We start from the raw sequence: 26076 nt of genomic DNA, 5'->3' as shown, positions 1-26076 counted from the left end.
GTGATGAAGAAAACCCACGTCCTCGCTGCGTCACATGGCACCGATAGTCTTCGCGGTCAACATCTGATCCACGAACTACGTACACAGCTGGAGGAATTGGCGCGTAGTGAGATACACACCGAGTTGGTCTGGCACGAGGCATATGTTGATGTTCAACAGCCGCAACTTGCTCAAGTGCTCGCTTCATTGCCCGTGGGCGAAGCGGCGGTAGTACTGCCGCTGCTGGTCGCCGATGGCGTACATACGACAGAAGACATCGCCCAGGCAGTAGCAGCACGGCAAAACACGGTCGCGGCCAGCCCACTGGGCGCTTTGCCGGAACTTGCTTACCTACTAAGCCAGCGCGCCATGACTCAGCTGGAGCCGAATCTGAAGGTTCTCCTCGCTGCTGCCGGAACCCGGCTAGAGCAAGGGCAAGAGCAACTCAGGGACTTAGCAGCGCAGATCTCAACGCAGCTGGGTCAAGAAGTTCAGGTGGCTTACTGTGCCGGGGCTAAACCGCTGATTAATGAACTGCTTTCCGAGGAAATCAGGCCAAAGACGCTGGTGCTTAGTGCGCTGTTGGCCGATGGACTTTTTCAATCACGGCTGGCTAGCATGGGCGCCCGGATCACCACAAGCCCGTTGCTTCCGGATGTCATGATCGCTAAATGTTTCCTCATAAGACTGCAAGAGGCACTTAAACAGTGCTCATAATTGTCCTCAGATGACGAAGTTCGCGGTGATTAAGTAAAGCGCGTTCATGTGACAACTCGTGGTTGCCAGCCCCCGGGGGCTGGTTTCTACGCTGGCTTACATGACGCAAACTACTGCACCAGGTCGCCCTAAGCGGGCAGCTAAACCCCAAGGTCAATGGAGGGTTGACGGCAAAGCACCGCTGAATCACAACGAGGAACTCAAAGCCGCCGACGACGGTCTGAACGTCCGCGAACGTATCGAGCAGATTTACGCGCTCAAGGGTTTTGACTCAATTGATCCAGAAGACCTGCACGGGCGCTTTCGCTGGTGGGGTTTGTACACCCAACGAGCCCAAGGCATTCCCGGTGGTAAGACCGCCACGCTGGAGCCGCACGAACTTGAAGACAAATACTTCATGCTTCGGGTGCGCATCGACGGCGGAGCTCTAAGCACCGACCAGCTTCGGGTGATCGCCGGGATCTCTACCGATTTCGCCCGTGACACCGCGGACTTTACCGACCGACAGAACATCCAGTTGCACTGGGTAGATGTAGTCGATGTCCCCGAAATTTGGCGGCGGCTCGAAGCCGTAGGGCTGAACACCACCGAAGCATGTGGGGACGTTCCCCGAGTCATCTTAGGCTCGCCCGTGGCGGGCATCGCCAAAAACGAGATCATCGACCCGACCCCTGTGATCCAGGAGATCGCACGACGCTACGTGGGCAACCCGGAATTCTCCAACTTGCCGCGCAAATACAAGACCGCGATTACCGGCCACCCGAACCAAGATGTCGTCCACGAGATCAATGACTTCGCGCTCATCGGGGTTGAACATCCGCAACTCGGCGTCGGATATGACCTCTGGGTCGGTGGGGGACTCTCCGCCAACCCGCGCTTGGGCGAACGGCTCGGAGCATTCGTCCGCGAAGAAATCGCTGCCGATGTTTGGGAGGCAGTGACTTCCATCTTCCGCGACTACGGCTATCGAAGGCTGCGCAACCGGGCACGCCTGAAATTCCTGCTCGCCGATTGGGGCACCGAAAAATTCCGTCAAATCCTCCAAGACGAGTACCTGGGTTTTGACCTCCCTGACGGACCTCCTGCGCACAAACCGCAGGATGCCGGGGATCACAGCGGAGTGCACGAACAAAAAGACGGCCGGTTCTTTATCGGGCTGACCCCGCCGGCGGGACGCGTCTCGGGAACAATTCTCAACAAACTGGCGGACCTGGTTGAAGCGACCGGTTCTCGCAGGCTACGGACCACCCCGCACCAGAAGATCATCGCCTTAGACATCCCCGCAGACCAGGTTGATGCCTTTACCGGTGCAGTGCAAGAACTGGGCTTAGACCCGTTTCCTGGCTTAATCAAGCGCTCAGCCATCGCTTGCACCGGCATCGAGTTTTGCAAGCTAGCCATCGTGGACACCAAGGACACGACCATCGAGGCGGTAAAACAAATTGAATCAAGGCTCGCGGATCACGAAGGAAAACTTCCCAAGGCCTTGTCCTTGCACGTTAATGGTTGCCCGAACTCCTGCGCGCGTATCCAAACAGCCGACATTGGGCTGAAAGGGCAACTGATCACCAACGTGCAGGGCGAGCAGGTATCCGGATTCCAGGTGCACTTGGGCGGAACACTTGCCGGATTCGAAAACGGTGAGGCAGGACTAGGCCGCACTGTCCGAGGGCTGAAGGTCGCGGCGGATGAACTTCCCGAATACGTGGAACGCGTTGTCAAAAGCTATTCAAGTAAGTCAGAAGAGAGCGAGTCTTTCGCTGCCTGGGCACACCGCGCCGGCGAGGAGGACCTGCTATGAGCCCCGTGCAACGCACCGAAGCTGAACTGCGGAAGGTCGCAGCGCTAGGAGCCGAAGAGCTTGGCTGGGACTCCACCGCCGAACAGGTCATCAATTTTGCGGCTAAACATTTCGCGGCCCGCGAGATCGCAGTTGCCTGTTCCATGGCTGACGCGGTACTCCCGCATTTGGTATCGGCCGCCATTCCAGACGTAGACGTGCTGTTCCTAGAGACCGGGTATCACTTCGCCGAAACCCTCAGCACCCGCAAGGAGGTCGCCCTGACTCTGCCGGTACGCATCATCGAGGTGCTGCCAAAACTCACGGTGCCTGAGCAAGACGCGAAATTTGGCAAGGACCTCTTCGCCCGTGACGCAGCAACCTGCTGCCAGATGCGAAAAATGGATCCGTTGAAAGATTCCTTGAAAGACTATGGCGCCTGGTTCACCGGGGTGCGCCGCGAGGAGGCGCCCACCAGAGCCAATACGCCGCTGGTGGGCTTCGACGAAAAGCACGGTCTAGTGAAATTCAATCCGCTGGCCGCCTGGACCTTTGATGAACTGATTGGCTACGCATCCGAACACTCGGTGCCGGTGAATCTGTTGCTCGCCCAGGGATATCCCTCCATCGGCTGTCAACCATGTACCAGGCCGGTAGCCGAAGGTGAAGATCCCCGTGCGGGTCGCTGGGCCGGCCTAACAAAAACCGAATGCGGCATACATATCTAGCGAAGGAGAGAAGCAAATGACCATCACAGCCAACGCACCCACCCACGTACGGCGCAGCGTCCTTGACGAGCTCGAAGCCGAATCAATTCACATCATCCGTGAAGTGCTCGCCGAATTCGAAAATCCCGGTTTGCTCTTCTCCGGAGGTAAAGACTCGGTGGTAGTACTGCACCTGCTGGCTAAAGCAGTGTTTCCGGCACGTGTGCCGATTCCTGTAGTGCATATCGATACCGGTCACAACTTCGGTGAGGTACTGAAGTTCCGAGATCAAGTCGTGGCACGTTATGGACTGAACCTCGTTATTGGTTCGGTACAGGAATATATCGACCGCGGGGAGCTAACAGAACTGCCAGATGGCACCCGAAACCGTTTGCAAACCCGGGTGCTCTTGGACACTATCGAGGCAAACCGCTTCGACGTGGTCTTTGGCGGGGCTCGCCGCGATGAAGACAAAGCCCGGGCCAAGGAACGCATCTTATCGCTGCGAGACGAATTCGGAGTCTGGGATCCACGTAACCAACGCCCGGAAATCTGGAATCTTTACAACGGGCGCCACGCACCCGGTGGGCATGTCCGCGCCTTCCCGATCTCCAACTGGACCGAACGCGATATTTGGGCGTATATCGACCAAGAACAAATCCAGTTACCGCCAATCTACTTTGCCCACAAGCGCCAAGTCTTTGAACGCGACGGTATGTGGCGAGCGGTCACCGGAGTCTCGCTGCCGGCCCAGGACGAAGTTGTCAGCATCCGCCAGGTGCGTTACCGGACCGTGGGAGACGCCAGCTGCACCGGTGCGGTGCTCTCGGCCGCTGACACGGTACCGAAGGTGCTGGACGAGTTGGCCTTGGCTACCGTGACTGAACGCGGCGCCACGCGTGCCGACGACCGAATTTCAGCGGCCGGAATGGAAGACCGCAAGACCGAAGGGTACTTCTAAAATGACCACCACACTGTTACGTATTGCCACTGCCGGCTCGGTAGACGACGGAAAATCAACGCTTGTTGGACGGCTGCTCCACGACGCCAAAGCAATTCTCGCCGACTCGCTTGATGACATCGCACGCACCAGCGCAGAACGCGGTTTTGGTGGTGAAGCCCCGGCACTGGATCTGGCATTGGTTACCGACGGTCTGCGCGCCGAACGCGAACAAGGCATCACCATCGACGTGGCTTACCGCTATTTCTCCACCTCCAACCGTTCCTTCATTCTGGCCGACTGCCCGGGACATGTGCAGTACACCCGTAATACTGTCACCGGCGCCTCAACCGCAGATGCCGTGATCGTGCTGGTGGACGCGCGACACGGGGTACTGGAACAAACCCGCCGCCATCTCGGGGTGCTTTCCTTGCTACGGGTGCCACAACTGGTGATAGCCGTAAACAAAATGGATCTCGTGGACTGGAATGAGCAACGCTTCAGTGACATTGAAACTCAAATTCTCGGTATCACGGCCGAATTGGGTATCAAGCGCACCGCAGTCATCCCCGTGTCGGCGTTGAATGGGGACAACATCGTTGATGCCTCGGCGCTAAGTGATTGGTACGCCGGGCCGACGTTGCTCGGATTATTGGAAGCTTTTGAGTCCGAACGCGGGCAAGGGACGGCCCGTCTTGATGTGCAGTACGTCATCCGTCCACAAGGCGCCTTGGCTCCTGGACTTGCTGCTGAAGAGTATCGCGACTTCCGCGGTTACTCCGGCACGCTAGCCGACGGTGAGTTGAGTGTGGGCGATACCGTCCAGATCATCTCCAACGGACAGCCAGCAAGCAGCAATATCAAGTCGATTCGCAACTCGCACGGCGAAGTGAGCACGGCGCTGACTGGAGAAGCAGTGCTTGTGGAACTAACTGGTGAGATCGATATTGCCCGTGGCGACACCATCATTGCGGGGGAGCCTCGGGTGCCTGTTCGCGAGATCCGAGCGAATATTTGTGTATTGTCCCCGGCGAAGATCATCGCCGGCCAGCTGGTACTCATTAAACACGGCACAAAGGTTGCTCGGGCGAAGGTTGAAAGCATTGATCACGTAATCAATGTGGTTGATTTCTCCAGTAGTGTGGCCACCGAATTGCAGCTCAATGATTTGGCGCGGATCACGGTCCGCAGCTCCGCGGCTCTAGCCGTGGACGAGTACCAAAATTCACGTACCGCAGGTTCTTTCTTACTGATAGACCCCGATAGCGGAACCACCTTAGCTGCGGGAATTATTGAGGCTCAGAATGCCGCCGCCTGAGCGTCAAAACCCCCGGAGGCAGCGGTTCACCTCGACTGCGGCAGCTAGTAATTCTCCGGCCCGCAAAGCGACACTGTGGATTGTGGGGCTCTTGGCAATTTTCGCCGTGGGTACCGCCTTTGTTCCGCCCTTGGGTGAGGCGAAGGCCAAGATCCCTGCGACAAGTTCCGCGAAGGAACTTCGTCTGGGATATTTTGCCAACGTCACCCATGCTCCGGCGCTCATTGCGGACCATCAAGGTTTTCTAGAATCCACTCTAAAAACTGACAATACGCGGTTGGAAACTCAAATTTTCAACGCTGGTCCGGCAGCAATCGAAGCGCTAAATAGTGGGGCACTGGATGCGGCTTACCTTGGCCCGTCACCGGCCTTGACCAGCTACCTATCCAGCGCAGGAAAGTCATTAAAAATAGTGGCAGGGGCGACCAATGGGGGAGCGAGTTTAGTGGTCTCCAAGCAAATTAGAAGCGTCGAAGATTTGCAAGGAACCGAGCTGGCAACGCCGCAATTCGGCGGAACTCAGGACGTGGCGTTGCGCCATTATCTCTTGGATCAAGGGCTGGGAGAGCAGGTGACTGTGACCCCAAGTTCAAACGGCACGGTGCCGCAGCTATTTGCTCGTCAAGCCATCGACGGGGCCTGGCTGCCGGAACCTCACGCCTCTTTGCTGGTCAAGGAACACGGGGCTCACCGGCTGATTAATGAATCTTCATTATGGCCTCAAGGCAAGTTCCCCACCACAGTATTAGTTGTCAGTCAGGATTTTTTGGCCGAACACCCGCAGAGCGTCGCGAAACTTGTGGCGGCCAATGCGCAGTCTATTCATTGGCTCAATTCGGCTAGCTCCGCCGAACGGCTAGCTGCAGTACAAGCCGCACTGACGAAGATCAACGGAAGCAGCCTCTCCGACGAGGTAATCAATTCGGCGCTGAGCCAGGTGAGTTTCGATGAAATCCCGCTCGAAGCTACCTTCAAGACTCTGGTTGAGCATCAGTCCGCGGTGGGTATCGGAGAGCCTGGCGAGGTAACAAATATCGTGAACCACCAATGGATTGGACAGCGTCCATGGGAGTAGACCTCCACGAAGTCTCACTGAGCTATCCAGGAACCGATTTGGTGATTGATTCGCTCACCGCCCAGATTGACGATGGCGAGTTTGTTGCCGTTCTTGGTGCTTCAGGATGTGGAAAATCTTCGTTGCTGAACATGATTGCCGGGCTGCTGCAGCCCACCTCCGGATGGATTGAAGTTCCACACGATGGGGCGGCCTTCATGTTCCAAGATGCAAACCTGCTTCCGTGGCTGAGCGCTGCCGATAATATTTCACTCGCATTAAAACTTGGGGGACACCCGGCCGACCTGCGTGATGCGCGTGTAGCGCAGTTGCTTAACCTAGTTCAGCTCCGGCACGCGGGAAATAAAAAACCTCATGAGCTCTCTGGCGGTATGCGTCAACGAGTGGCCTTGGCTAGATCCCTGGCCCAGGACCGTCAGGTGCTGCTGATGGACGAGCCCTTCGCTGCCCTAGATGCGATTACCCGCGACATGTTGCATGAAGAGTTACACAACCTCTGGCAACAGACGGGCAAAACCATTATCTTCGTCACCCACAATGTACGCGAAGCAATTCGGCTCTCCGAACGTATTTTGGTGTTGTCCTCTCACCCGGGACGAATCCTTGAAACTCGACGGATCTCGGCGCAACTGCGAAACGATCCAGCCCAGTCGGCGGCTTTGGCCGACGAACTGACAACAATCCTCCGGAAGGAGCAACGAAAACATGAGCGCACTGGCGCAGCAGGCTAGCCCACCGACGGCCAAAGCCGACAAATTACGGCTACCTAAGACCTCGCTTGATTCGGTCCTCGCGCCGATTTTAACCGTCATCGTGCTCCTGAGCCTGTGGCAGATTGTTTCCTGGGTTGCTCCTATCCGTGCGGACCTATTTCCTGGGCCCGGAGCCATCATGGCAAAGCTGCCCGAAATATTGGCCAGCGGATCACTACTCGGTGCAGTAGGAACCTCACTTTTTAGGGCGCTGTCCGGATTTATTCTGGCGGTGCTCATCGCAACGCCCCTCGCATTACTGCTGGCGCACCGGCCCTTACTTCGCAAGGGACTCGGGCCGCTGATTTCAGCGATGCAGGTACTGCCATCCATCGCATGGGTGCCGGCCGCGATCATCTTATTTGGGCTGAGCAACGCGACCATCTATATGGTGCTCCTTCTGGGTGCGGTGCCCTCGATTATCAATGGACTACTTTCCGGCATCGACCTGATCCCGCCCCAGTACCGGGCGCTATCCCAAGTCCTGGGCGCAGATAAGCGCCAGCATATTTGGCATGTTGAACTGCCTGCGGCGCTGCCAGGCTATGTGGCCGGGTTACGTCAAGGCTGGGCCTTCGCCTGGCGCTCCTTAATGGCCGCTGAATTGATTGCGGTGGGCGGGTCACTGTCCCTCGGGGTGGGCTCGCTGCTGCAACGTGGACGTGACCTTGCAGATTTACCGTTAGTGATCTTAGTCATACTTGTTATTTTGTTTGTTGGCGTCTTGATTGAACTTTTTTGTTTTGCACCCGTGGAACGCAAGCTATTGCGCGACAGGGGCATTAACCGCACGGGAGGAAAAAATGTCTAAAGGAAAAATTACGCTCATTGGAGGCGGGCCCGGTGATCCGGAGCTGATCACGGTTGCTGGCTACAAGGCTCTGGTTGCCGCAGACGTGGTGCTTGCAGACCGACTTGGACCTGTCGCATTGCTTGACGAGCTGCGTCCCGAAGTTAAAACTATTGATGTGGGAAAGGCTCCGGGTTGCCACGCGAAAACACAAGATGAGATCAATGATCTCCTAGTCAAATATGCTTCTCAGGGACTGGACGTGGTCCGCTTAAAAGGTGGTGATCCCTTCGTTTTAGGGCGTGGTGGCGAAGAGCTGATCTTCGCCGCGGAACATGGGATCGCTGCGCGGGTAATCCCCGGAATTACTAGTTCCATTTCTGTGCCGGCCGCGGCCGGAATACCGGTAACCCACCGAGGTGTCGCTAGCGGATTTACCGTCATCAGTGGACATGAGGATCTTAGCGATGTCCCGCTACGCGCTGACCACACCCTGGTGGTGCTCATGGGGGTGTCGAATTTGCCACAAATTGTTGAGACATTACTTACCCGGGGTTTACCGTTTAGTACGCCAATTGGGATAGTGGAGCGAGGTTACTCACAGACGCAGCGGACAACTATCGGTACGCTAGAGGAGATTGTAGTGCGCGCCCGTAAGGCCGCCGTGGCGAATCCGGCCGTCATCGTAATTGGTGACGTTGTACGTCTAGCACCTGAAGCTTTAACCCAGTTGGTTGAGCTTCAGCCGCTGGAGTCGGTCGACGTCACAGCGTCGGTCTCATTCGCTGACTAAGAAAGTAGATGTTGTTTGATGAGTGAAGTTCACGTACCTGAACATTTGACCTCCCGCGCCCTGCGCGTTGCCATTGTCGGTGCCGGTCCCGCAGGCATCTACGCCGCGGACATGCTCAATAAGAGCGAGCCAGTATCTTCTGGCCAACTGTCGCTGAAGGTAGATCTCTTCGATGAGCTGCCTACCCCGTTCGGCCTGATTCGTTACGGCGTATCCCCGGACCACCCACGCATTAAGGGCATCATCAACGCCCTTCATAAGGTGCTGAACAACGACTGGATCAACTTCTACGGAAACGTAGGATTGGGCCGGGACATCACCCTTGACGAATTGCACGAGCGCTATGACGCGGTCATTATCTCCACCGGTGCCCAAAAGGATGCCGACCTGAACATCCCAGGCATTGAACTTACCGGATCTCATGGTGGCGCAGACTTCGTATCTTGGTACGACGCGCACCCGGATGCCCCGAAGGAATGGGATCTTTCCGCTACGGAAGTAGCGGTGATCGGTAATGGCAACGTAGCTTTGGACGTCGCCCGTATTCTCTCCAAGCATGCTGACCAGCTGCTAGAGACCGAAATTCCAGCGCACATATATGAGCAGTTAAACGGCTCCGCTGTCACCGATGTACATATCTTCGGCCGTCGTGGCCCAGCACAGGTGAAGTTTACCCCGCTGGAACTTCGCGAACTATCGCACTCCAAAGATGTAGACATCGTCTTGTACGAAGAGGACTTTGATTTCGATGAGGGTTCGGAAGAAGCAATCCGCACCAGTAACCAAACCAAGACCATGGTGTCGACCCTGACCAACTGGTTGATTGAACAGGAAGAGAACGAGGAAGCCGCCAGTGCTTCTCGTCGTCTGCATCTGCACTTCCTGCAGACCCCGGTTGAGGTGCTCGGCGAAGACGGCAAGGTCACCGGTTTGAAGCTTGAACGCAATGAACTGGACGGCACCGGAAATGTTAAGGGAACCGGTGAATTTACCGAGTATCCAGTACAGGCCGTGTACCGTGCAGTTGGCTACTTCGGTTCTCCCGTAGAGAACATCGAATACGACGGGCAGCGCGGTGTATTGCCAAACGTTGAAGGCCGTGTCTTGAACGCTGAAGGCGCCCATATTGATGGCCTGTACGCGACCGGTTGGATCAAGCGTGGCCCTATCGGACTAATTGGCCACACCAAGGGTGACGCCTTGGAGACCATCAACCACCTGCTCGAAGACTTGGCAAACCTGCCGGTTCCGACTTCGAACCAGAGCATCGAAGAGCTCCTTGAGTCCCGAGGCGTGGACTACGCCGATTGGGATGGCTGGATGAGCCTGGACGAGCAAGAAAAGGCTCTGGGCGCCCAGGCCGGTACCGTGTCGACCCGCTTCGGTGAGATCACCCGCGACCGCATCAAGCTAGTCGAGCGCGAAGAAATGCTGGAGTTTGCACGAGCAAAAAAATTAGCTAAGAGCCTGTAACCAACAGTACAGGTTCAGGAATAACTGGCACCCGTTGATCTTCGGATCTTCGGGTGCCATTTTCCTTTAATCCCGACAACTGAATAGGTCGTCGGGCGAATGACAGCACTGACCTGTAGACATCCGTCATCGGACGCCACCGTGGGTTTGCATGCAGCGTATGTCGGCTGTGTGATAACTCATCTCCGGTGCCGGGCAGACTTGCGCGACGCGGTCGCGGTTGATTTATGACCAGATACACCTGTGGGGAAGAGCTTCGGCTCTTCCCCACAGGTGTATCTGGTGGACCTTAAACGCTGAGCTTGTCAGTCTGGCCGGTCTTCATGCTGGCAGGAACGCTGCGGCGCAACATGATGAACAACAAGATCATTCCTGCGGTCAATGCCATGTGGCCAAGTCCTGCGATTCCGGAGATCATGGCAGAGGATTCAATGTCCAGGACGGTGAGCATGCCGTGGGTGAGCTGCATTCCCGCGGTGATGATGACACCTGCGTGGTACGTGCCCATGAACCATGCGTAGAGCTTGCGGTGGGAGCTGATATTGAATGCCTTCTCCAGCAGCAACACCAGCAAGGTGACGATGAAACCAAGAACCAGCAGGTGTGTGTGGACTACAGAAAGCTGGGTCCAACCACCCTCGGGGAAATCGTTCATCTTGGTGAATTCGCGGAAGAACAGTCCGGAGGCGACTCCTACGAGCATGTAGGCAAAGGCGATGTTGATAAGCTTACGCATGAGTTTCACTTTCAATGAGTTCGGTGTTTGAAGAATTTTCTTTGGTGTTGCTGTGGCCGCGGTAACCGAAGACCGGAGATTTGGTGCGACCCAACAAGATGAACAACGCCGGCAGCAGCAAGGTGCGTACGACGAACGTGTCCATAAGTACTCCGAGGCCAACGATCAGACCAAGCTGACCCAAGACCATCAGCGGCAAGCTGGACAATGCCGCAAATACTCCTGCCAAGACCACGCCTGCGCTGGTGATAACCGTTCCGGTACGGCTGGTGGCATTGATGATTGCATCCGCCAGAGGCATGCGCAGGGCATCTTGTTTGACTCGCTGTGTCAGGAAGATTGTGTAGTCAACGCCCAGGGCCACCAGGAAGACGAAGGCGAGGAGCGGAACTTGAACGTCCAAAGCAGAGGTATCAAAAACCATAGATCCAATTAAGGATCCCAAGCCCACCGCGGCTGCGGCACTGAGCAAGTTGGTCAGCGAGAGCAGCAGGGCGGTGCGGAACTTTCCGGTGACAACCCACAACATGATCAGGCAGACCAGCAAGATCAGTGGCGCAATGACTAGGAAGTCACGCACGTGGCTTTGATGCGAATCGTAGGCTTCGGCAATGGCTCCACCAACCAATGCCTCAGCGCCGGGAACCTGCTCGAACTCGGTTCGCAGTGACTTGATCAGTTCGAAGCTTTCGGGAGAACCTGATTCACTGTTGCCGATAATCATGACGCGGTCGGAGCCGTTGTCCGGTAATGCTGGCAACTGTGTAGCACGTTCTACTCCTTGGACAGCTTTCGCTGCGGTAGTGACCGCTTCGCCGGTACCAGGGGAAGCAAGAACGGTGATGGGCGCGGTCTCTCCAACGGGGAAGTGCTCGGCCAGCCGTTGCGTGGCCGAAGTCGATTCAGTGGCCGTACGGAACTGTTCGGTTTGGCGTAGTCCCACGCTGGTAGCACCCAGTGCGGATGCCAAGATGCCAAGAATGAGTACTAACGCACTCAGGTTGACTACCGGGCGCTTGATGACAGCCGCTGCGGCTTTACCCCAGATGGAACGCTTAGCAGGTTCGTGATCCGGGCGGGGAACTAGTGGCCAGAAAACCTTGCGGCCACACAGCGCCATCACTGGGGTCAGTACGAACAAGTTGAACCCGGCAGCGATCAGTAGGCCTACGGCGCAGACGATACCCAAGCCTCGGGTGTCTTCCATGACGGCCAGTGCCATCGTGGCCAGCGCCAGGACTACGGTCAAGTTTGAGGAAACAATCGCTTCAAAGCTGTTGCGCCAGGCGCTCGCAAGAGCAGCCCGGTGATCGGTGTGCTGGTGTAGCTCATCACGGTAGCGGGAGATGAGGAATAGTGCATAGTTGGTGCCGGCACCGAAGACTAGGACGCTGAGTACGCCGGAATCAAAGTGAAGGTTGAAAGGCTCGCTGAGGGCGTTGGCGATGAGGCTCGCACTGCGATCGGCTAGCCCAACGACTGCCAATGGAATTAGCCAGAGAATCGGGGAGCGGTAGGTGAGAATCAACAGTACCGCCACGATGCCGATGGTCACTGCGAGCAAGGTGAAGTCTGCCCCGGCGAAGGTCGCAGACAAATCCAGCCCAAAGGCTGGTGCTCCGGAAACCTCGATGAGCATCCCGGCGTTTTCATTGGTGCTGATCTGCTCGCGCAGATCAGTGACCATCGCACGGTCAGCGTCGGTGCCTGCGCTGTCCCAAGAGGCGGTCAGCAAAGAAAGCTTGCCGTCCTCGCTGACTAGCGGCTTGGAAATCTCGACATGTAGTTCATCGCTGAGCTTGCTGGCTAGGGTGTTTAGTCCTGTGAGGTCTGTGTTGCTCAGCTGTTGCTGATCTGGGTGTCCGGCAACGAGTAATGCTGACTCTTTACCGGAATCGGGGATTTGTTCGAGAAGCTTGGCCACTGTGGCCGAGTCAGAGCCTGCGACTAATGTACTGGTGCTGCGTTCGGCTGCCGGAATGGAGCTGAGCAGCCCGAAAACGGCAAGGATGACAGCGAGTGCCCCGAGGAGCCAGAGACATGCACCGCGACGCGAGGTGAGCGAATTCGCTACCGATGTGAGAACTGGAGATTTCATACTTCTAGTCAATGCCAAATCGAGGTTTAGCAAATCGTGAAAGCGTTCGAACTCTATCTCAACCGTTCGGTTGATACGCCCACCAGAAGCGGGCTGCTAAATTAGTCCATGGTTGCGGGCAGCCTGTACGGCGGCGGTTCGTGTAGGAGCTTGCAGCTTGTCAAAAATATGCACCAAGTGAGTCTTCACGGTCGCTTCGGAGACGAAGAGTGTCCGCGCAATTTCGCGGTTACTTAGCCCCGTGGCTAAGTGTTTTAATACTTCGGATTCTCGGCTGGTCAATGCAATTTTTGGTTTGCGCAACCCAGCCACTACTCGTTGGGCCATTTCTGGGGCCAGCACCGTGTGCCCCGCAGCCGCCTGGCGGACCGAATCGATGATCGTTTGTGAGGCGACGTCCTTGAGTAAGTACCCCGCGGCTCCCGCCTCGATGCACTGTAGGATCTCGGCATCCTTATCAAAGGTGGTCAAAATGAGTACTTGGGGCGGATTGGGTAAAGCACGAAGTGCCGCGGTAGTAGCCACACCATTCATCCCAACTCCCAGCCGGAGGTCGCACAAGACCACGTCTACCGGGATTTGGGAGGCTGACTTAACTGCTTCTTCGCCGCTGCCCGCTTCGCTGAGTACGGAAATGTCCTCATAGTTTTCAAAAAGTGCACGCAGTCCGGTGCGCACGATAGGGTGGTCGTCAACCAGCATAAGGTTAATCAATTTCCGGCCTCAGGGTTCTTTAATGGGACATAGGCCGACAAAGCGGTACCTTCGCCCAGCGTACTTTCAATGTCAAGTCCGCCGCCTAGTTCGCGTAAGCGTTGGCGCATGGCGGGTAAACCGAATCCACCGGATTCTAAGTTTTTTCCCACGTTGGATTGCCATTCTCGAAGGCTGAATCCAATGCCGTCATCAACGATATCTAATCTGATGGCATCACCGGTATCTGCCAAGGAGACTACCGTCCGTGTGGCTTTCGCGTGACGACGCACGTTGGCAAGCGCCGACTGGGCTGTGCGTAGTAGGGCCACCTGAATTCCGGGGTCTAATACAGGAAGGTCGGCATCCACCCGTAGTTCGCTGGCGACCGCGCAATCTCTTTCAAACTCTTCGAGCATACGCCGAAGTGCTCCGGCGAGCGCTTGGGAATCTAATTCGCTCGGGGACAACGCGGCAATGATTCTGCGGAGGTCGGACAGTCCTTGCCCGGAGAGCTCTTCGATTCTTTCTAACGCGTTGGTTGCTTGGCCAGTTTGCTGCGTGTGGAGGGCGGCTTTGGCATGGAGCCCAATGGAGGAGAGCTGTTGGGCGATGGTGTCATGGATTTCTCTGGCCACTCGGGTACGTTCGGCGAGTGCACCGGCTTCATGCTGGGAGCGTGCCAGTTCCTCTTGAAGATCAGCCATTTCCTGATGTGCGCGTAAGAGTGAGGAGACAAGCTCGTTGCGTTCGGCAATATCGTGTTCGAGCTGTAAATAGCCGCGGGAGATTCCCCACGCGAAGGTGCCGCCAACCAGCGGGCCAACTACTCCTGAGACCGTGGTTGCGCCATTGTGCAGGAAAGGGGCCACAACGGTGAGCACATATACGGCGGCGGACCAGACAACGGAAAGTCCTAAGGCTAATTGGTGGCCGATGAGTAGCCAGAGACTAAAGGCAACCCACATGAATTCTGGTGAGGCGCTCATTCCTAGGGCCCAGATTGCGACGAGCACGGCGAGCCAATATCCCGGTAGCCGGGTACTTCCTTTGGAACGGAGAACGACGAATCCGAAGAGGTACCACAAGGCAAAAAGTCCTGCCGCGGCGATGGCTAACCAGAGACTGGATGCTGTGGTCGATGCTGCACGAAGTAGCGCGACAAGGAGCAGAACCGCCGTGATTAGGTGTTGCCCCCAGCGCAGGGCACTCACAGAGAGAGCTCGTTGTTGTGCGACTTTCGGCGAAAACTCCGCCGTGCCGGAAACCGATACGGCCGCTTCTCTGGGCATGTTCACGACTTGTCCACCCATGGTCTAAAACTCATGACTCTGACTCTATCGAAAGCATTTGTCCCAATGAAGTTGCGTATGCACGGTTGCTGACGTGGCGGGGGACTGAACAAGACTTTAGCCCTGCTTCATCTTGTGTTTGATATTGGGTTGTTTCCATCGGGAAGGGTAAGCCGCGAAGCATTCTCAAGCCAAAGGACATTGTAGAAATGAAAATTCGTTCCCTAGCAGTTGGCGCGTTGACCGCCTGTTTAGCGGCAACCGCAGTAACCCCGGTGTTGGCAGAGACTCCAAAACACAATGGTGAGACTATCTTGATAGGTCATCGTGGCGCGGCGGGTGTCGCACCGGAGAACACGATTGCGGCCATTGAAGCAGGAAGCCGCTCGGGAGCAGGATTTGTGGAGATAGACATTCAGCTCTCTGCAGACGGCGTGCCGTTTATTTTCCATGACGATACTCCCGCGCGCACCAGCAATGTGGCCGAAGTTTTCCCGGGCCGTGAGAATGACCCGATTACCTCCTTCACCTGGGATGAGCTTCAGCGCCTGGATGTTGGTTCGTATTTCTCAGATCAATTCGCTGGCGAAAAGATCCCGCACTTCGACGACGTGGCCGATGCCCTGACCGGCAAAACCGGAGTGTTCATTGAGATCAAATCCCCGGCGAAGTCCCCGGGGGTAGAACAGGTAGTGGCCGATTATCTGAAAACCGATCCGCAATGGAGTGCATTAGAGGCGGGAGGAAAAATTGAGGTTCTCAGCTTTGACGCAGCCTCGAACAAACGATTCGCCGCGCTCGCTCCGGAGGTACCGTTGCAACAACTGCTTGGTTCCGTGCCAAGCGCTTCGGAATTGGCTGAAATTGCCAGCTACGCAGATTCATTCGGTACTAGCTACCGCACCCTTGACGTGGCCCGTGCAGAGCGTGTGAAAGAGGCCGGGCTGGGTCTCGGGGTCTACACCGTCAATTCTGTGCAGGCCGCTCAGGCTTCTTTGGACATGGGCGTGGAGCGTTTGACCGGAGATTTCCCCGAACAGATTCACCGTCACCTGAAGGGCCAGAAAGTTTTCCCCTCGAACAATGGTGTGGTGATCGAGGACTCGGTCAACGATGTCCCGGGCAATGACGTTCAAGCCGAAACCGGTGAACATGTGGTGCTGGCTAACCAGTCGAAGCGCACGATTGACGTATCGGGATACCTGATTCGGGATGCCGGCAATAACGTGCTGTCCATCGGTGAGGGGTATGTGCTGCAGCCAGGCCAAGAGCTGCGGGTCTACACCGGCCCGGGGACTAACTCTGCGCAGGCGTACTACAACGGAGGCACGGCTAGTGTGCTGAACAACGGTGGAGATTCGGTGGCATTGTGGACGGCAAAAGATAAGCTGGCCGATACTTTCGCCAACTAGTCCCAGGTGAGGGAGCGTTCGCCGGGCAATGGGGGTGGTACTCCATTGCCCGGTGAACACGTTCTGCCGGCTAACGCGGCTCGTCGGAAAGCACCACGAGCAGTGCGGTAGCGCGTGTCATCGCCACATACCTGTGCACCGCTCCGGCGATCGACTCGCCGAATCTTTCTGGCCGGTTCAGAACCACCAGATCGAATTCAAGGCCTTTTGACTGTGCCGGACTGAGCGAGCGGATCCTCTTCGTCGGGGCAAATGACGGGTCGCCAATGACCACGCCAACGCCCAGAGGATTTTCGCTCAGCCACTGCTCCAATAGGTCGGTCTGCTGGTTGGGCTTGGCATAAATGACTGGGGCACCGTCCGTACGAATTGACCGCGGGACGTTGGCATCCGGTAATTCTTGGCGTATGACTGTGGCGGCAGCATCCATGATCTGCTGCGTGGTGCGATAATTCACCCCGAGCGCGGATACCCGGCATTGGGAAATTCCGGCCCTAACCAACCGTTCCTCCCAGGACTCTGTGAATCCGCTGGCGGCCTGGGCTCTGTCTCCGACAATGGTCAGACTTCCAGACGGGCAACGCCGTAACACCATGGCCCATTGGGCATCAGTGAGATCTTGCGCTTCATCTATAACAACATGCGCAAAAGGACCGGCGAGAGCCTTGGCGGACGATTCGACCTCCGTGCGCTGTTGGACGAGTTTTTCTTGGAGATCCTCATTGCGTAGCTGTGATGACAAGTCTTCCGAGTCATCTGCTGCGGCGACCAGATCGCCGATGACTCGAAGCATCATTTCACGCTCTGAGACAAGCAGGCTCTCGCGGTGGTGTTTGGCTATTTCAACATCGGGCTCACCGACCAGATACCGGGCCGCATCCAGCAACGGACCGTCCTCGATGGTGAAAGCGCTTTGTTGTTCGCGCCGCAAGCTCTCTAGCTCTGAGTTAGCGAACCACGGTGCACTGAAGCGCAGCAACATCGGAATGGAATACAAGGCACCCAGCAGTTTTTGTGGATCTAGTATGGGCCAGTGCTCCTCGAACGCTAGCGCTAACTGTGTATTGCGGGCTAACTCCGCATGGATCTGTGCTGCAGGGGCACAGTCCTTGGGCAGCTGATCAATCAAGATCTCCTCAAGTGCCTCACGAATCTGGGATCTGGATTCGTTGTGGTTGGTTCCTGGCTCCACCGATGCCGCCGCATCCACCCACTGCTGTACCGTCACCCTCACATCAGCCCAGCTAGTCTCAATCACTAAATCTTGAGCCGGGGGTTGCTGAAATACCGTCACGGCACGTTGCAAGACTTCTAGCATCCGCCCAGAGGATTTCAGCTTCGCTACAGCGCAGGACTCTTCAAAATCCGAACCGTGGACTTTAGGAACCAAATTTTGCACGGTGGTGATCAGTACTTCTTCCTCGCCTAGGTTGGGCAGAATGTCCGAGACTTAGGCGGTGTAGGCCTCATGCGGGCCGAGTACCAAAACCCGTCCGCGGCCACTGGGCAGCTGGGCGTCGGCGTGCAGCAGATAGGCAGCGCGGTGTAAAGCAACTACTGTTTTCCCCGTTCCGGGACCGCCATCAACCACTAAAGCACCCTTGGCCGAACTGCGGATGATGGCGTCTTGGTCCGCCTGGATGGTTGAGAGCACGTCCTGCATTTTTCCCACACGATTGGCTCCGAGCGAAGCCAAGAATGAAGAATGTTCGTCCAAAGACGGGCTTGCGGCCAGTTGTGTCAGGTCAAAAACTTCATCCCAAAAATCGACAACTTTCCCCTGCCGCCAACGGTAGCGGCGACGACTACTCAGATTCAGCGGAAATGCGTGCGTAGCAGCGAAAAACGGTTCGGCGGCCGGTGCCCGCCAATAGACCAGCAGCTGGGCAGAGTTTTCATCAGCGAGTCCTACTCTGCCTACGTAGGTGCGTGCCCCGGTGGTGGCATTGACCATGAAGCCCAAGCAGGCATCTGGTCCCATCCGATCCAGCGCGTGCAGGCGACGGGCTAATTGATTTAATTCCACGTCCCGTTCCAGAGACTGCTGCAAGATCCCCGCCCGGTCCTGACCACGTCTAGTTAAGCGCTCAGTGACGTCGCGGCGTTGTGTGGAGAATCGTTGGGCAATGCGGCAAAGATGTTCCTGGTCCTCTCGAATTTCCGCGTAAAACTGTGGGTCCTCCAAAGAGTCTGATAGCTGGAAGTAGCTGGGCAAGGGATCGGTACTCATGCGCTGTAGCTCCGGTCTGTGTCTGCGGGTAAACAAGAGGGAAAAACCCATTGTGAGCCCCGTAGGGGGCCTTGCGGCAAGGGCCCCTGCAGGCTATATTCTGAAAATGAAGGAACTAATAATTCGTCCTTCAAACTACGCTGAGCAGAAACCGGATGAGGTGAGATTTGCTCATTTTCGGCCACCAGGATTTGGTGCACGGCGTCGATTTTCGCGTCGTAGAACAGTGCTGAAACGTGCAGTCTATAGCCCGCGTAAATTCCGCGGAAGTGATCCGGCTTTCATCAGGCTGGATTGAGTTTTCAGCGCGGTCAATACGCGCTAGACTGGTAGGTACACGGCTTTGATCCGGATATCACCGGGGAGTCCTTGGAAGAAGAATCAGGATGCAGCTTTGCATTTGATCCAGTAGAACCAAGCGGGACCAGCCCGTCATAGCTGATGAGAAGCGGTTTTTCACCTTTATGCGAGAGCATCACGGTGGGGAATAAGCGGGGTGGTACCGCGGCCAAGTGTCGTCCTCGTAGGCAAGTTTTTTTGACCCTACGCTTGAAGGATGGCCATTTTGATGAGCTTCTACCCAAAGGTCACTACCGACCCGACCGGTTCAACCCCGGCCTCACCGCGTTTCCCAGAAATTGAGAAGCGAGTCCTCGAATACTGGAAGAACGACGGCACCTTTCAGGCCTCCATCGACCAGCGTGAGGGTGAAGAATTCGTCTTCTACGATGGCCCTCCTTTCGCTAACGGCCTGCCACACTACGGCCACCTGCTCACCGGCTATGTCAAGGACCTGGTAGCCCGCTACCAGACCCAGCGTGGCAAGCGTGTAGAGCGCCGTTTCGGTTGGGATACCCACGGTTTGCCAGCCGAGCTGGAAGCCATGAAGCAGCTGGGCATGACCGACAAGCAGCAGATCGAGTCGATGGGTATCGACAAGTTCAATGATGCTTGCCGCACGTCGGTGATGAAATACGCCGATGAGTGGAAGCAATACGTCAACCGCCAAGCCCGCTGGGTTGACTTCGAAAATGACTACAAGACCCTGAACGTTGAGTTCATGGAATCGGTCATCTGGGCTTTCAAGCAGCTTTCGGACAAGGGCCTGACCTACCAGGGCTTCCGCGTCCTGCCTTACTGCTGGAAAGACGAAACCCCTCTGTCCAACCACGAGTTGCGCATGGACGACGACGTTTACAAGAACCGCCAGGATCAGACGGTCACCGTCGGTTTCACGATTCTTGCCGGAGAAACTGAAGTATCCAAGAACCTTGCCGGTGTTCAGGCCTTGGCCTGGACGACCACCCCTTGGACTCTGCCAACTAACGCGGCCCTGGCCGTGCACCCAAAGATCGAATATGTAGTTGTGCCTGCAGGGGAGGCCGGCGTCAAGGCTTCCGCTGCCGCCGGGCCGTTCCTGCTGGCCAAGGATCTGCTCGGCTCCTATGCGAAGGATCTTGGCTACAACGACGCGAAGGAAGCCGCCGCTGCCATCAGTGCGACCTTCCAAGGCTCTGAGCTTGCTGGGGTTCGCTACGAACCACTGTGGGACACCTTTACCGATACTGAAAAATACGGTACTGAAAACGCTTGGCAGATTGTCACCGCTGACTACGTCACCGTAGGCGACGGTACCGGTATCGTGCACCAGGCCCCGGCATACGGCGAAGATGACCAGCAGGTCTGTGAAGCACATGGCATCCCGGTAGTGCTCTCGATAGACGAGGGTGCAAAGTTCCTTCCGCTGTTTGCTGGCGGGCCACTGAACGACATCGCCGGCGTGCAGGTTTTCGACGCCAACAAAACCATCACGAACGTTTTGAAGGATGACGCCCGCTTGGTCAAGCAGGCCTCCTACGAACACTCCTACCCACACTGCTGGCGCTGCCGTACACCACTGATCTACCGCGCCATCTCCTCATGGTACGTGGAAGTCACCAAGATCAAGGACCGGATGGTCGAGCTCAACGAGCAGATCAACTGGATCCCAGGCAACGTGAAGCATGGCCAGTTCGGTAAGTGGCTGGAAAACGCCCGCGACTGGTCCATCTCACGCAACCGCTACTGGGGTTCGCCAATCCCAGTCTGGGAATGCTCGGGTGTCGAGTGTGCTCACCGCGAGGTCTTTGGCTCGCTTGAAGAGATCAAGAACTTCTTCGGACGCCTGCCGCTGAATCATGAGGGACAGCCAGATCTGCACCGCCCATTCATCGATGAGCTGACCAAGGCTCACGAGGGTTGTGCCGAAAGCGGCACTCTCTCACGCGTTGAGGACGTGCTTGACGTCTGGTTTGACTCAGGATCCATGCCTTACGCACAGGTCCACTACCCGTTTGAAAACGGCCAGTGGTTCGACTCAGGTCACCACCCGGCAGATTTCATCGTGGAGTACATTGGCCAGACCCGTGGCTGGTTCTACACCATGCACGTGCTGTCCACCGCACTATTTGACCGCCCGGCCTACACCAATGTCATTTCCCATGGCATTGTGCTCGGATCCGATGGGCAGAAGATGTCCAAGTCATTGCAGAACTACCCGAACGTCAACGAAGTTTTGGACCGCGACGGTTCCGACGCGATGCGTTGGTTCTTGATGGCCTCACCAATTCTGCGCGGTGGCAACCTGGTGGTGACCGAGCAGGGCATCCGCGATGGCGTGCGTCAGGTCTTGCTGCCGCTGTGGAATGTCTGGCACTTCTTCAACCTGTACACCAACTCCGCGAATAACGGAGCCGGCTACGAAGCTAAGCGTTCAACCAGCTCTACTGACCCACTGGATCAGTACATGCTCGCGGCCACCGGAGAACTCGTTCGCGAGGTCACCGAAGCACTGGACACCTATGAAGTGTCCGATGCTACCGAAGCGGTTCGACACTACATGGACACGCTCACTAACTGGTACGTGCGCCGCTCGCGCCAGCGTTTCTTCGACGAAGATACCCAGGCCTTTGACACGCTGTATACCGCGTTGGAAACCTTAGCGAAGGTTTCGGCATCGCTGTTGCCACTTGCCAGCGAAGAAATTTTCCGTGGGCTGACCGGGGAACGCTCGGTGCACCTGACCGACTGGCCAGATGCCAACGATTTCCCAGCCGATATGGTCTTGCTGGAAACCATGGACACCACCCGAAAGATCTGCTCGGTAGGCTCCTCGCTGCGTAAGGCTAAAAACCTGCGTGTCCGCTTGCCACTGGCAGAGCTGAAGGTAGTTCTCACCGACGCAGCGCGTCTGGAAGGCACCTACGCTTCGATCATCAAGGACGAGCTGAACCTGAAATCAGTGACCCTGATCGATGCTGCCGGAGTGGACACCGCAAGTTACGGCATCAGTCAGCAGCTGGTGGTCAATGCTCGCGCGGCTGGTCCGCGCTTGGGCAAGAATGTTCAGCAGGCCATCAAGGGCGCAAAGTCCGGTGACTGGTCGGTGACCGCTGGCGTGGTTACCGCCGGTGGCCTTGAACTGGCCGAGGGTGAATACACCTTGGACACCGTAGTTGATGAGGCGGCAGAAATTGCGGCAGCAGTCATCGACGGAGGGTTCCTGGTCTTGGATACCGAGGTCACTGCGGAGCTTGCCGCCGAAGGTACAGCCCGCGATATGGTTCGCGCCATCCAGTCGGCTCGTAAAGAGGCAGACCTGCAGGTTTCGGATCGTATCCGTACGGTTATCACCGCTACCGCGCAGACCGTTGAAGCGTTGGAAAGCAACCGCGAACTGATCAGCAGCGAAACCTTGACCGCCATCTTGGAGCTGGTCGTCGACGAGTCACAGGTTGAAACGAAAATTGAAGTGGAGCGCACCGTATGAGTGATCTAGAGCGCGTCTACGCCCAGTTACTGGCTCGCGCGCCAGAAAACAAGATCGAACCACGCATGGACCCCATGTTCCGTGCCATGGAAATCTTAGGGGAGCCGCAAAAAGCTGCGCCGGTTATACACATCACCGGCACCAACGGAAAAACCTCCACCGCACGGATGATCGAGTCGCTACTGCAGGCCCACGATATCCGTACCGGACGCTACTCCTCGCCACATCTACTCAAGATTACCGAACGAATCAGCATTGACGGGGAACCAGTTGATGACGAGACGTTCGTGCGCGTCTGGGATGAGATTGCCCCTTTTCTTGACCTAGTCGACGCGGAACTTGCCGAACGTTCAGAGAATCGGCTGACCTACTTTGAAGCGGTAACCATCCTTGCCTTCGCGATTTTCGCCGAGGTACCGGTGGAAGTTGTTGTGCTGGAGGTAGGCCTTGGTGGAATTACCGACGCGACGAATGTGGCAGATGCCCAAGTGTCCGTGTTCACCCCGATTTCTTTGGATCATACGGATCTGCTGGGGGATACCACCGAGCTGATCGCCGAAGAAAAGGTTGGAATTCTTAAGCCAGGCGGCTACCTGGTCTCCGCCCGGCAACCAGAAGACGCGGCCGAGGTATTGGTTTCCAAGGTGCGTGAACTGGAAGTTCCCATGGCTTTTGAAACCAGAGACTTCAAACTCATTGACCGCACCATGGGCGTTGGCGGACAGGTATTGTCCATCGAGGGGCAGGCGGGTCGTTACGACGAGATTTACCTCCCGCTCTATGGCGCACACCAAGCACAGAACGCTGTCGTTGCACTGGCTGCCGTTGAAGCTTTCCTCGGAGGTGGCGAACGCGAACTGAACGTGGAACTCGTCCGCGATGGTTTTGCCGCCACCACCAGCCCGGGCCGACTCGAGCTGGTGCGCAGTGCGCCGAGCATCTTAGTTGATGCCGGGCACAACCCCGATGGCATAAAAGCCAGCGCGGAAGCAATCAAAGAGTCCTTCGGCTTCTCCCGCCTCGTGCTTATGGTCGGTATCCTGCAGGAAAAGGACGCCGAAGCAATGCTTTACACCATGCGTGAAGAGTACGGCGATCTGGTGGATGACCTTTGCTTGACTCAGTCCTCCTCACCACGCGCAATTCCGGCAGGCGAACTGTCCACCATGGCTATCGAAGCTGGATGGCCAGAGGAAGACCTCCACGTCACCGAAAATCTTGAAGACGCGGTGGAGTGGTGTGTGGGACGCGCTGAATCCGGAGATGACCTTGCCGGCGGCGTACTTGTCACCGGTTCGATTACACTGGTGGGCGAAATCTCACTACTTCTCAAGGGAGGGCAGAGCTCCTAATGGCCAAGTTAACTAAGGCGCAGCGCGAATGGCGTCCGGGGATGAAAAAGAAGCCCCGTTCCACCAAGGTGATGTTCGCTTCCACGGTATTGACCTGTGAGGCGTTTCTCGCCATCTTTGTCACTTTGGCAGCCTTTGGTCTCAAGCGCGCCGAACCTGCGGTAGTGCTTAGTCTGGGTGCTGCAATGGCAGTACTGTGCATCGTCACCTGTGCGCTTTTGCGTAAGCCTGCCGGTTACTTAATTGGCTGGATCCTTCAAGTGCTGTTCTTCCTGACCGGGTTCATCTTGGTAGACATGTTCTACCTGTCGGTCTTCTTTGGCCTGTGCTGGTGGTACGCGCTGAAGAAGGGTGGCGAAATGGACGTGGAAGACAAACGCCGAGCCGCTGCACAAGCTGAGTGGGACCGCGCCCACCCAAACGTAGAATCATAATAAACCAAAGTATCTAGGAACGAAGAGGTAGAAACATGACCGAACGTACTCTCATTCTCGTCAAGCCAGATGGTGTGAAGCGCGGCCTAACCGGCCAGATCCTCGCTCGCATTGAAGCGAAGGGTTACACCATCGCCGAGTTGCAGCAGCTGGACGCTTCCCGCGAGCTGCTGGCAGAACACTACGCCGAGCACGAGGGCAAGCCATTCTACGAGCCACTGGTGGAATTCATGCTCTCGGGCCCAGTCGTTGCGATTGTCGCCGAAGGCCAGGGAGTCATCCCCGGTTTCCGCTCGCTTGCAGGTACTACCGATCCAACCAGCGCGGCTCCGGGCACCATCCGTGGTGACTTCGGACGAGACTGGGGCCTGAAGGTTCAGCAGAACCTGGTTCACGGTTCGGATTCAGTTGAGTCTGCAGAACGTGAAATCGGCATCTGGTTCGCCAAGTAAACCACGCTGTACAGCTTTTTGATGAGAGCGAAAAACCCTGTCTGCCTCTCATAGGCGGACAGGGATTTTTCATATCCAGTACGGGCTAAGCGGTTCTAACAAGCGCGAGCAGAAGAGAAATACTCAGCTGGACGGCTGAGGAAAGAGCAATAGTGGAAACACTCAATACCCGGCTACACGCCTAGGAGTTCCGCTGAAACTTAGAACCAGTCATCCAGAGAATTGTGTGAATGAGGTACAAAGGATGGGCTTGGTGTGGGAGATGAACTCCATGAAGTGTGAGCCGAAGCCGGTACCGAAGACTGGCGAATAGAATCGTAGTCATCTTTAGAGAGCATGACGACAGATTCTTTGGGGGACCTGGAAACAGAGACAACTGCATGTTCGGTCACGACATTGTCGACCAAACTAGAAAAATTCTTTAGTGCATCCTCATAGCTGAAATTCAGCATGAGTACCTCCTAAATATCGCAGTGAGCGCCCAAAGGCACTTCGTTGGTGTAGTCAAGCGTGGCCTGCGTTGAGATCTGATCTGAGTAAAAACCGGATCTTGCTGCTGTGACAATGATTCTCAAGGCGCCGCACTTGTCACATAAAGCCGCTTCTTTCACTTGAGTCACATTAAACACATCACTAGACGAAAGTGCAACGTTGCTGGTCTTCAGATGACGCTTCTAATCAGTTCTGAGCTTTGCGAACAGCAATGAATCACGGCGCCGAGAATTGATGAGTTTGTGCCCGCGTAGCAGCCCCTCATAATTCAATCCAGCCTTTTCCAAGACCCGGCGGGAGGCGGTATTCTGCGGCGCGCACGTGGCAGTGAGGCGTTGCAGATCAAGGGCGCTAAAGCCCAGCTCAAGGAGCAGCTGTGCCGCTTCGGTAGCGTACCCGCGGCCCCAGTAACGCTGGTTGAGGCTGTAGCCAAGTTCGCCACACCGGTGTTGCTCGTCCGTGGTGCACACGGCCGCGGCTCCAATGAGCTGACCTTCTACGAGCACTGCCAGAGTTAGCGTCTGCGCGGACGGCGTACAGGCTTGCAGTAAGTACTCCCGGGTCTGTGCTTCGGTGTTCGGGCCCCATTCGGCATATCGATAGACCATCGGGTCAGTGGCATATTCATGTACCGCAGCAAAGTCCGAGGGCAGAAAATTACCCAGGGACACCGCTGTATGCGTGGTGATGATTTCGCGTTCTACTCCAGCCATTTCTGCACCTTTCAATACAAAAAAGTCTTGGCCCCACCAA

General features: G+C 56.4%; 23 protein-coding genes. 15 read left to right on the top strand and 8 right to left on the bottom strand.

Translation table 11 applies throughout. The features are described 5' to 3' along the window. Nucleotides 1-3 precede the first annotated feature (3 nt). The 10 genes from VJ369_RS14335 (at nucleotide 4) to VJ369_RS14290 (ending at nucleotide 10324) form a co-directional block, all read left to right on the top strand. On the top strand, nucleotides 4-696 hold the full coding sequence (locus VJ369_RS14335) for a sirohydrochlorin chelatase (protein ID WP_324092747.1): 693 nt from the start codon (nucleotides 4-6) through the stop codon (nucleotides 694-696). A gap of 100 nt (nucleotides 697-796) precedes the next feature. Further along, nucleotides 797-2497: a nitrite/sulfite reductase gene (locus tag VJ369_RS14330; RefSeq protein ID WP_324092746.1), complete on the top strand. Its 1701-nt coding sequence runs from the start codon at nucleotides 797-799 to the stop codon at nucleotides 2495-2497. Next, nucleotides 2494-3204, top strand: coding sequence for a phosphoadenylyl-sulfate reductase (locus VJ369_RS14325; protein WP_324092745.1), 711 nt, complete (start codon nucleotides 2494-2496; stop codon nucleotides 3202-3204). Before VJ369_RS14330 ends, VJ369_RS14325 begins: the two co-directional genes overlap by 4 nt. A gap of 16 nt (nucleotides 3205-3220) precedes the next feature. Beyond that, a complete protein-coding gene (cysD, locus tag VJ369_RS14320; protein WP_324092744.1) occupies nucleotides 3221-4144 on the top strand; it encodes a sulfate adenylyltransferase subunit CysD in 924 nt (307 codons plus the stop codon). Between the two features lies 1 nt (nucleotide 4145). Continuing rightward, entirely contained in the window at nucleotides 4146-5441 is a 1296-nt protein-coding gene (locus tag VJ369_RS14315; protein WP_324092743.1) for a sulfate adenylyltransferase subunit 1, read from the top strand. Further along, entirely contained in the window at nucleotides 5428-6516 is a 1089-nt protein-coding gene (locus VJ369_RS14310) for an ABC transporter substrate-binding protein (RefSeq protein WP_324092742.1), read from the top strand. The genes VJ369_RS14315 and VJ369_RS14310 overlap by 14 nt, the downstream gene beginning before the upstream one ends. Further along, the gene (locus tag VJ369_RS14305) at nucleotides 6507-7247 is read left to right on the top strand and encodes an ABC transporter ATP-binding protein (RefSeq protein WP_324092741.1); all 741 of its coding nucleotides are present in this window, start codon (nucleotides 6507-6509) and stop codon (nucleotides 7245-7247) included. Before VJ369_RS14310 ends, VJ369_RS14305 begins: the two co-directional genes overlap by 10 nt. Next, a complete protein-coding gene (locus VJ369_RS14300; protein ID WP_324092740.1) occupies nucleotides 7222-8079 on the top strand; it encodes an ABC transporter permease in 858 nt (285 codons plus the stop codon). The genes VJ369_RS14305 and VJ369_RS14300 overlap by 26 nt, the downstream gene beginning before the upstream one ends. Beyond that, nucleotides 7997-8851: a uroporphyrinogen-III C-methyltransferase gene (cobA, locus tag VJ369_RS14295; protein ID WP_414652663.1), complete on the top strand. Its 855-nt coding sequence runs from the start codon at nucleotides 7997-7999 to the stop codon at nucleotides 8849-8851. Before VJ369_RS14300 ends, cobA begins: the two co-directional genes overlap by 83 nt. Before the next feature lie 18 nt (nucleotides 8852-8869). After that, entirely contained in the window at nucleotides 8870-10324 is a 1455-nt protein-coding gene (locus VJ369_RS14290) for an FAD-dependent oxidoreductase (RefSeq protein ID WP_324092738.1), read from the top strand. Between the two features lie 289 nt (nucleotides 10325-10613). Here VJ369_RS14290 and VJ369_RS14285 read toward each other — a convergent pair whose 3' ends face one another. The 4 genes from VJ369_RS14285 to VJ369_RS14270 all read right to left on the bottom strand — a co-directional run bounded on the left by VJ369_RS14285 (nucleotide 10614) and on the right by VJ369_RS14270 (nucleotide 15143). Further along, complete coding sequence (locus tag VJ369_RS14285; RefSeq protein WP_324092737.1) at nucleotides 10614-11060, bottom strand: DUF2871 domain-containing protein; 447 nt, start codon at nucleotides 11058-11060, stop codon at nucleotides 10614-10616. Further along, nucleotides 11053-13158 carry an MMPL family transporter gene (locus VJ369_RS14280; protein WP_324092736.1) on the bottom strand — a complete coding sequence of 702 codons (2106 nt, stop codon included), beginning with the start codon at nucleotides 13156-13158 and terminating at the stop codon, nucleotides 11053-11055. Before VJ369_RS14280 ends, VJ369_RS14285 begins: the two co-directional genes overlap by 8 nt. 96 nt (nucleotides 13159-13254) lie before the next feature. Further along, on the bottom strand, nucleotides 13255-13872 hold the full coding sequence (locus VJ369_RS14275) for a response regulator transcription factor (RefSeq protein ID WP_324092735.1): 618 nt from the start codon (nucleotides 13870-13872) through the stop codon (nucleotides 13255-13257). After that, a complete protein-coding gene (locus VJ369_RS14270; protein WP_324092734.1) occupies nucleotides 13869-15143 on the bottom strand; it encodes a sensor histidine kinase in 1275 nt (424 codons plus the stop codon). Before VJ369_RS14270 ends, VJ369_RS14275 begins: the two co-directional genes overlap by 4 nt. 209 nt (nucleotides 15144-15352) lie before the next feature. Between VJ369_RS14270 and VJ369_RS14265 the strand changes: the two genes are divergently transcribed. Beyond that, entirely contained in the window at nucleotides 15353-16555 is a 1203-nt protein-coding gene (locus tag VJ369_RS14265; protein WP_324092733.1) for a glycerophosphodiester phosphodiesterase family protein, read from the top strand. Between the two features lie 70 nt (nucleotides 16556-16625). On the opposite strand, the gene VJ369_RS14260 is transcribed toward VJ369_RS14265, so the two are convergent. Together VJ369_RS14260 and VJ369_RS14255 are read right to left on the bottom strand one after the other, a co-directional pair. Continuing rightward, nucleotides 16626-17954 carry a UvrD-helicase domain-containing protein gene (locus VJ369_RS14260; RefSeq protein ID WP_324092732.1) on the bottom strand — a complete coding sequence of 443 codons (1329 nt, stop codon included), beginning with the start codon at nucleotides 17952-17954 and terminating at the stop codon, nucleotides 16626-16628. Between the two features lie 51 nt (nucleotides 17955-18005). Continuing rightward, nucleotides 18006-18785, bottom strand: a complete 780-nt coding sequence (locus tag VJ369_RS14255; protein ID WP_324092731.1) for a hypothetical protein — start codon at nucleotides 18783-18785, stop codon at nucleotides 18006-18008. Between the two features lie 568 nt (nucleotides 18786-19353). Here VJ369_RS14255 and ileS point away from each other — a divergent pair. The 4 genes from ileS to ndk are packed head-to-tail and all read left to right on the top strand — an operon-like array spanning nucleotide 19354 to nucleotide 24831. After that, nucleotides 19354-22593: an isoleucine--tRNA ligase gene (gene ileS, locus VJ369_RS14250; RefSeq protein WP_324092730.1), complete on the top strand. Its 3240-nt coding sequence runs from the start codon at nucleotides 19354-19356 to the stop codon at nucleotides 22591-22593. Further along, entirely contained in the window at nucleotides 22590-23945 is a 1356-nt protein-coding gene (locus VJ369_RS14245) for a bifunctional folylpolyglutamate synthase/dihydrofolate synthase (RefSeq protein ID WP_324092729.1), read from the top strand. Before ileS ends, VJ369_RS14245 begins: the two co-directional genes overlap by 4 nt. After that, nucleotides 23945-24379 carry a DUF4233 domain-containing protein gene (locus VJ369_RS14240; protein WP_096254647.1) on the top strand — a complete coding sequence of 145 codons (435 nt, stop codon included), beginning with the start codon at nucleotides 23945-23947 and terminating at the stop codon, nucleotides 24377-24379. Before VJ369_RS14245 ends, VJ369_RS14240 begins: the two co-directional genes overlap by 1 nt. Nucleotides 24380-24414: 35 nt before the next feature. After that, nucleotides 24415-24831 (top strand): nucleoside-diphosphate kinase, encoded by a 417-nt coding sequence (gene ndk / locus VJ369_RS14235; RefSeq protein ID WP_324092728.1) that lies wholly within the window; start codon nucleotides 24415-24417, stop codon nucleotides 24829-24831. A 200-nt stretch (nucleotides 24832-25031) separates the two neighbouring features. Here ndk and VJ369_RS19200 read toward each other — a convergent pair whose 3' ends face one another. Then, nucleotides 25032-25283: a type II toxin-antitoxin system Phd/YefM family antitoxin gene (locus VJ369_RS19200; RefSeq protein ID WP_414652662.1), complete on the bottom strand. Its 252-nt coding sequence runs from the start codon at nucleotides 25281-25283 to the stop codon at nucleotides 25032-25034. Between the two features lie 222 nt (nucleotides 25284-25505). Next, nucleotides 25506-26036, bottom strand: coding sequence for a GNAT family N-acetyltransferase (locus VJ369_RS14230; RefSeq protein ID WP_324092727.1), 531 nt, complete (start codon nucleotides 26034-26036; stop codon nucleotides 25506-25508). Nucleotides 26037-26076 lie beyond the last annotated feature (40 nt).

The organism is Glutamicibacter sp. (genome assembly GCF_035257265.1).
Taxonomy (GTDB): Bacteria; Actinomycetota; Actinomycetes; order Actinomycetales; family Micrococcaceae; genus Glutamicibacter.
The sequence above is the reverse complement of the archived record's forward strand: the minus strand, read 5'-3'. Positions and strand labels throughout refer to the sequence as shown.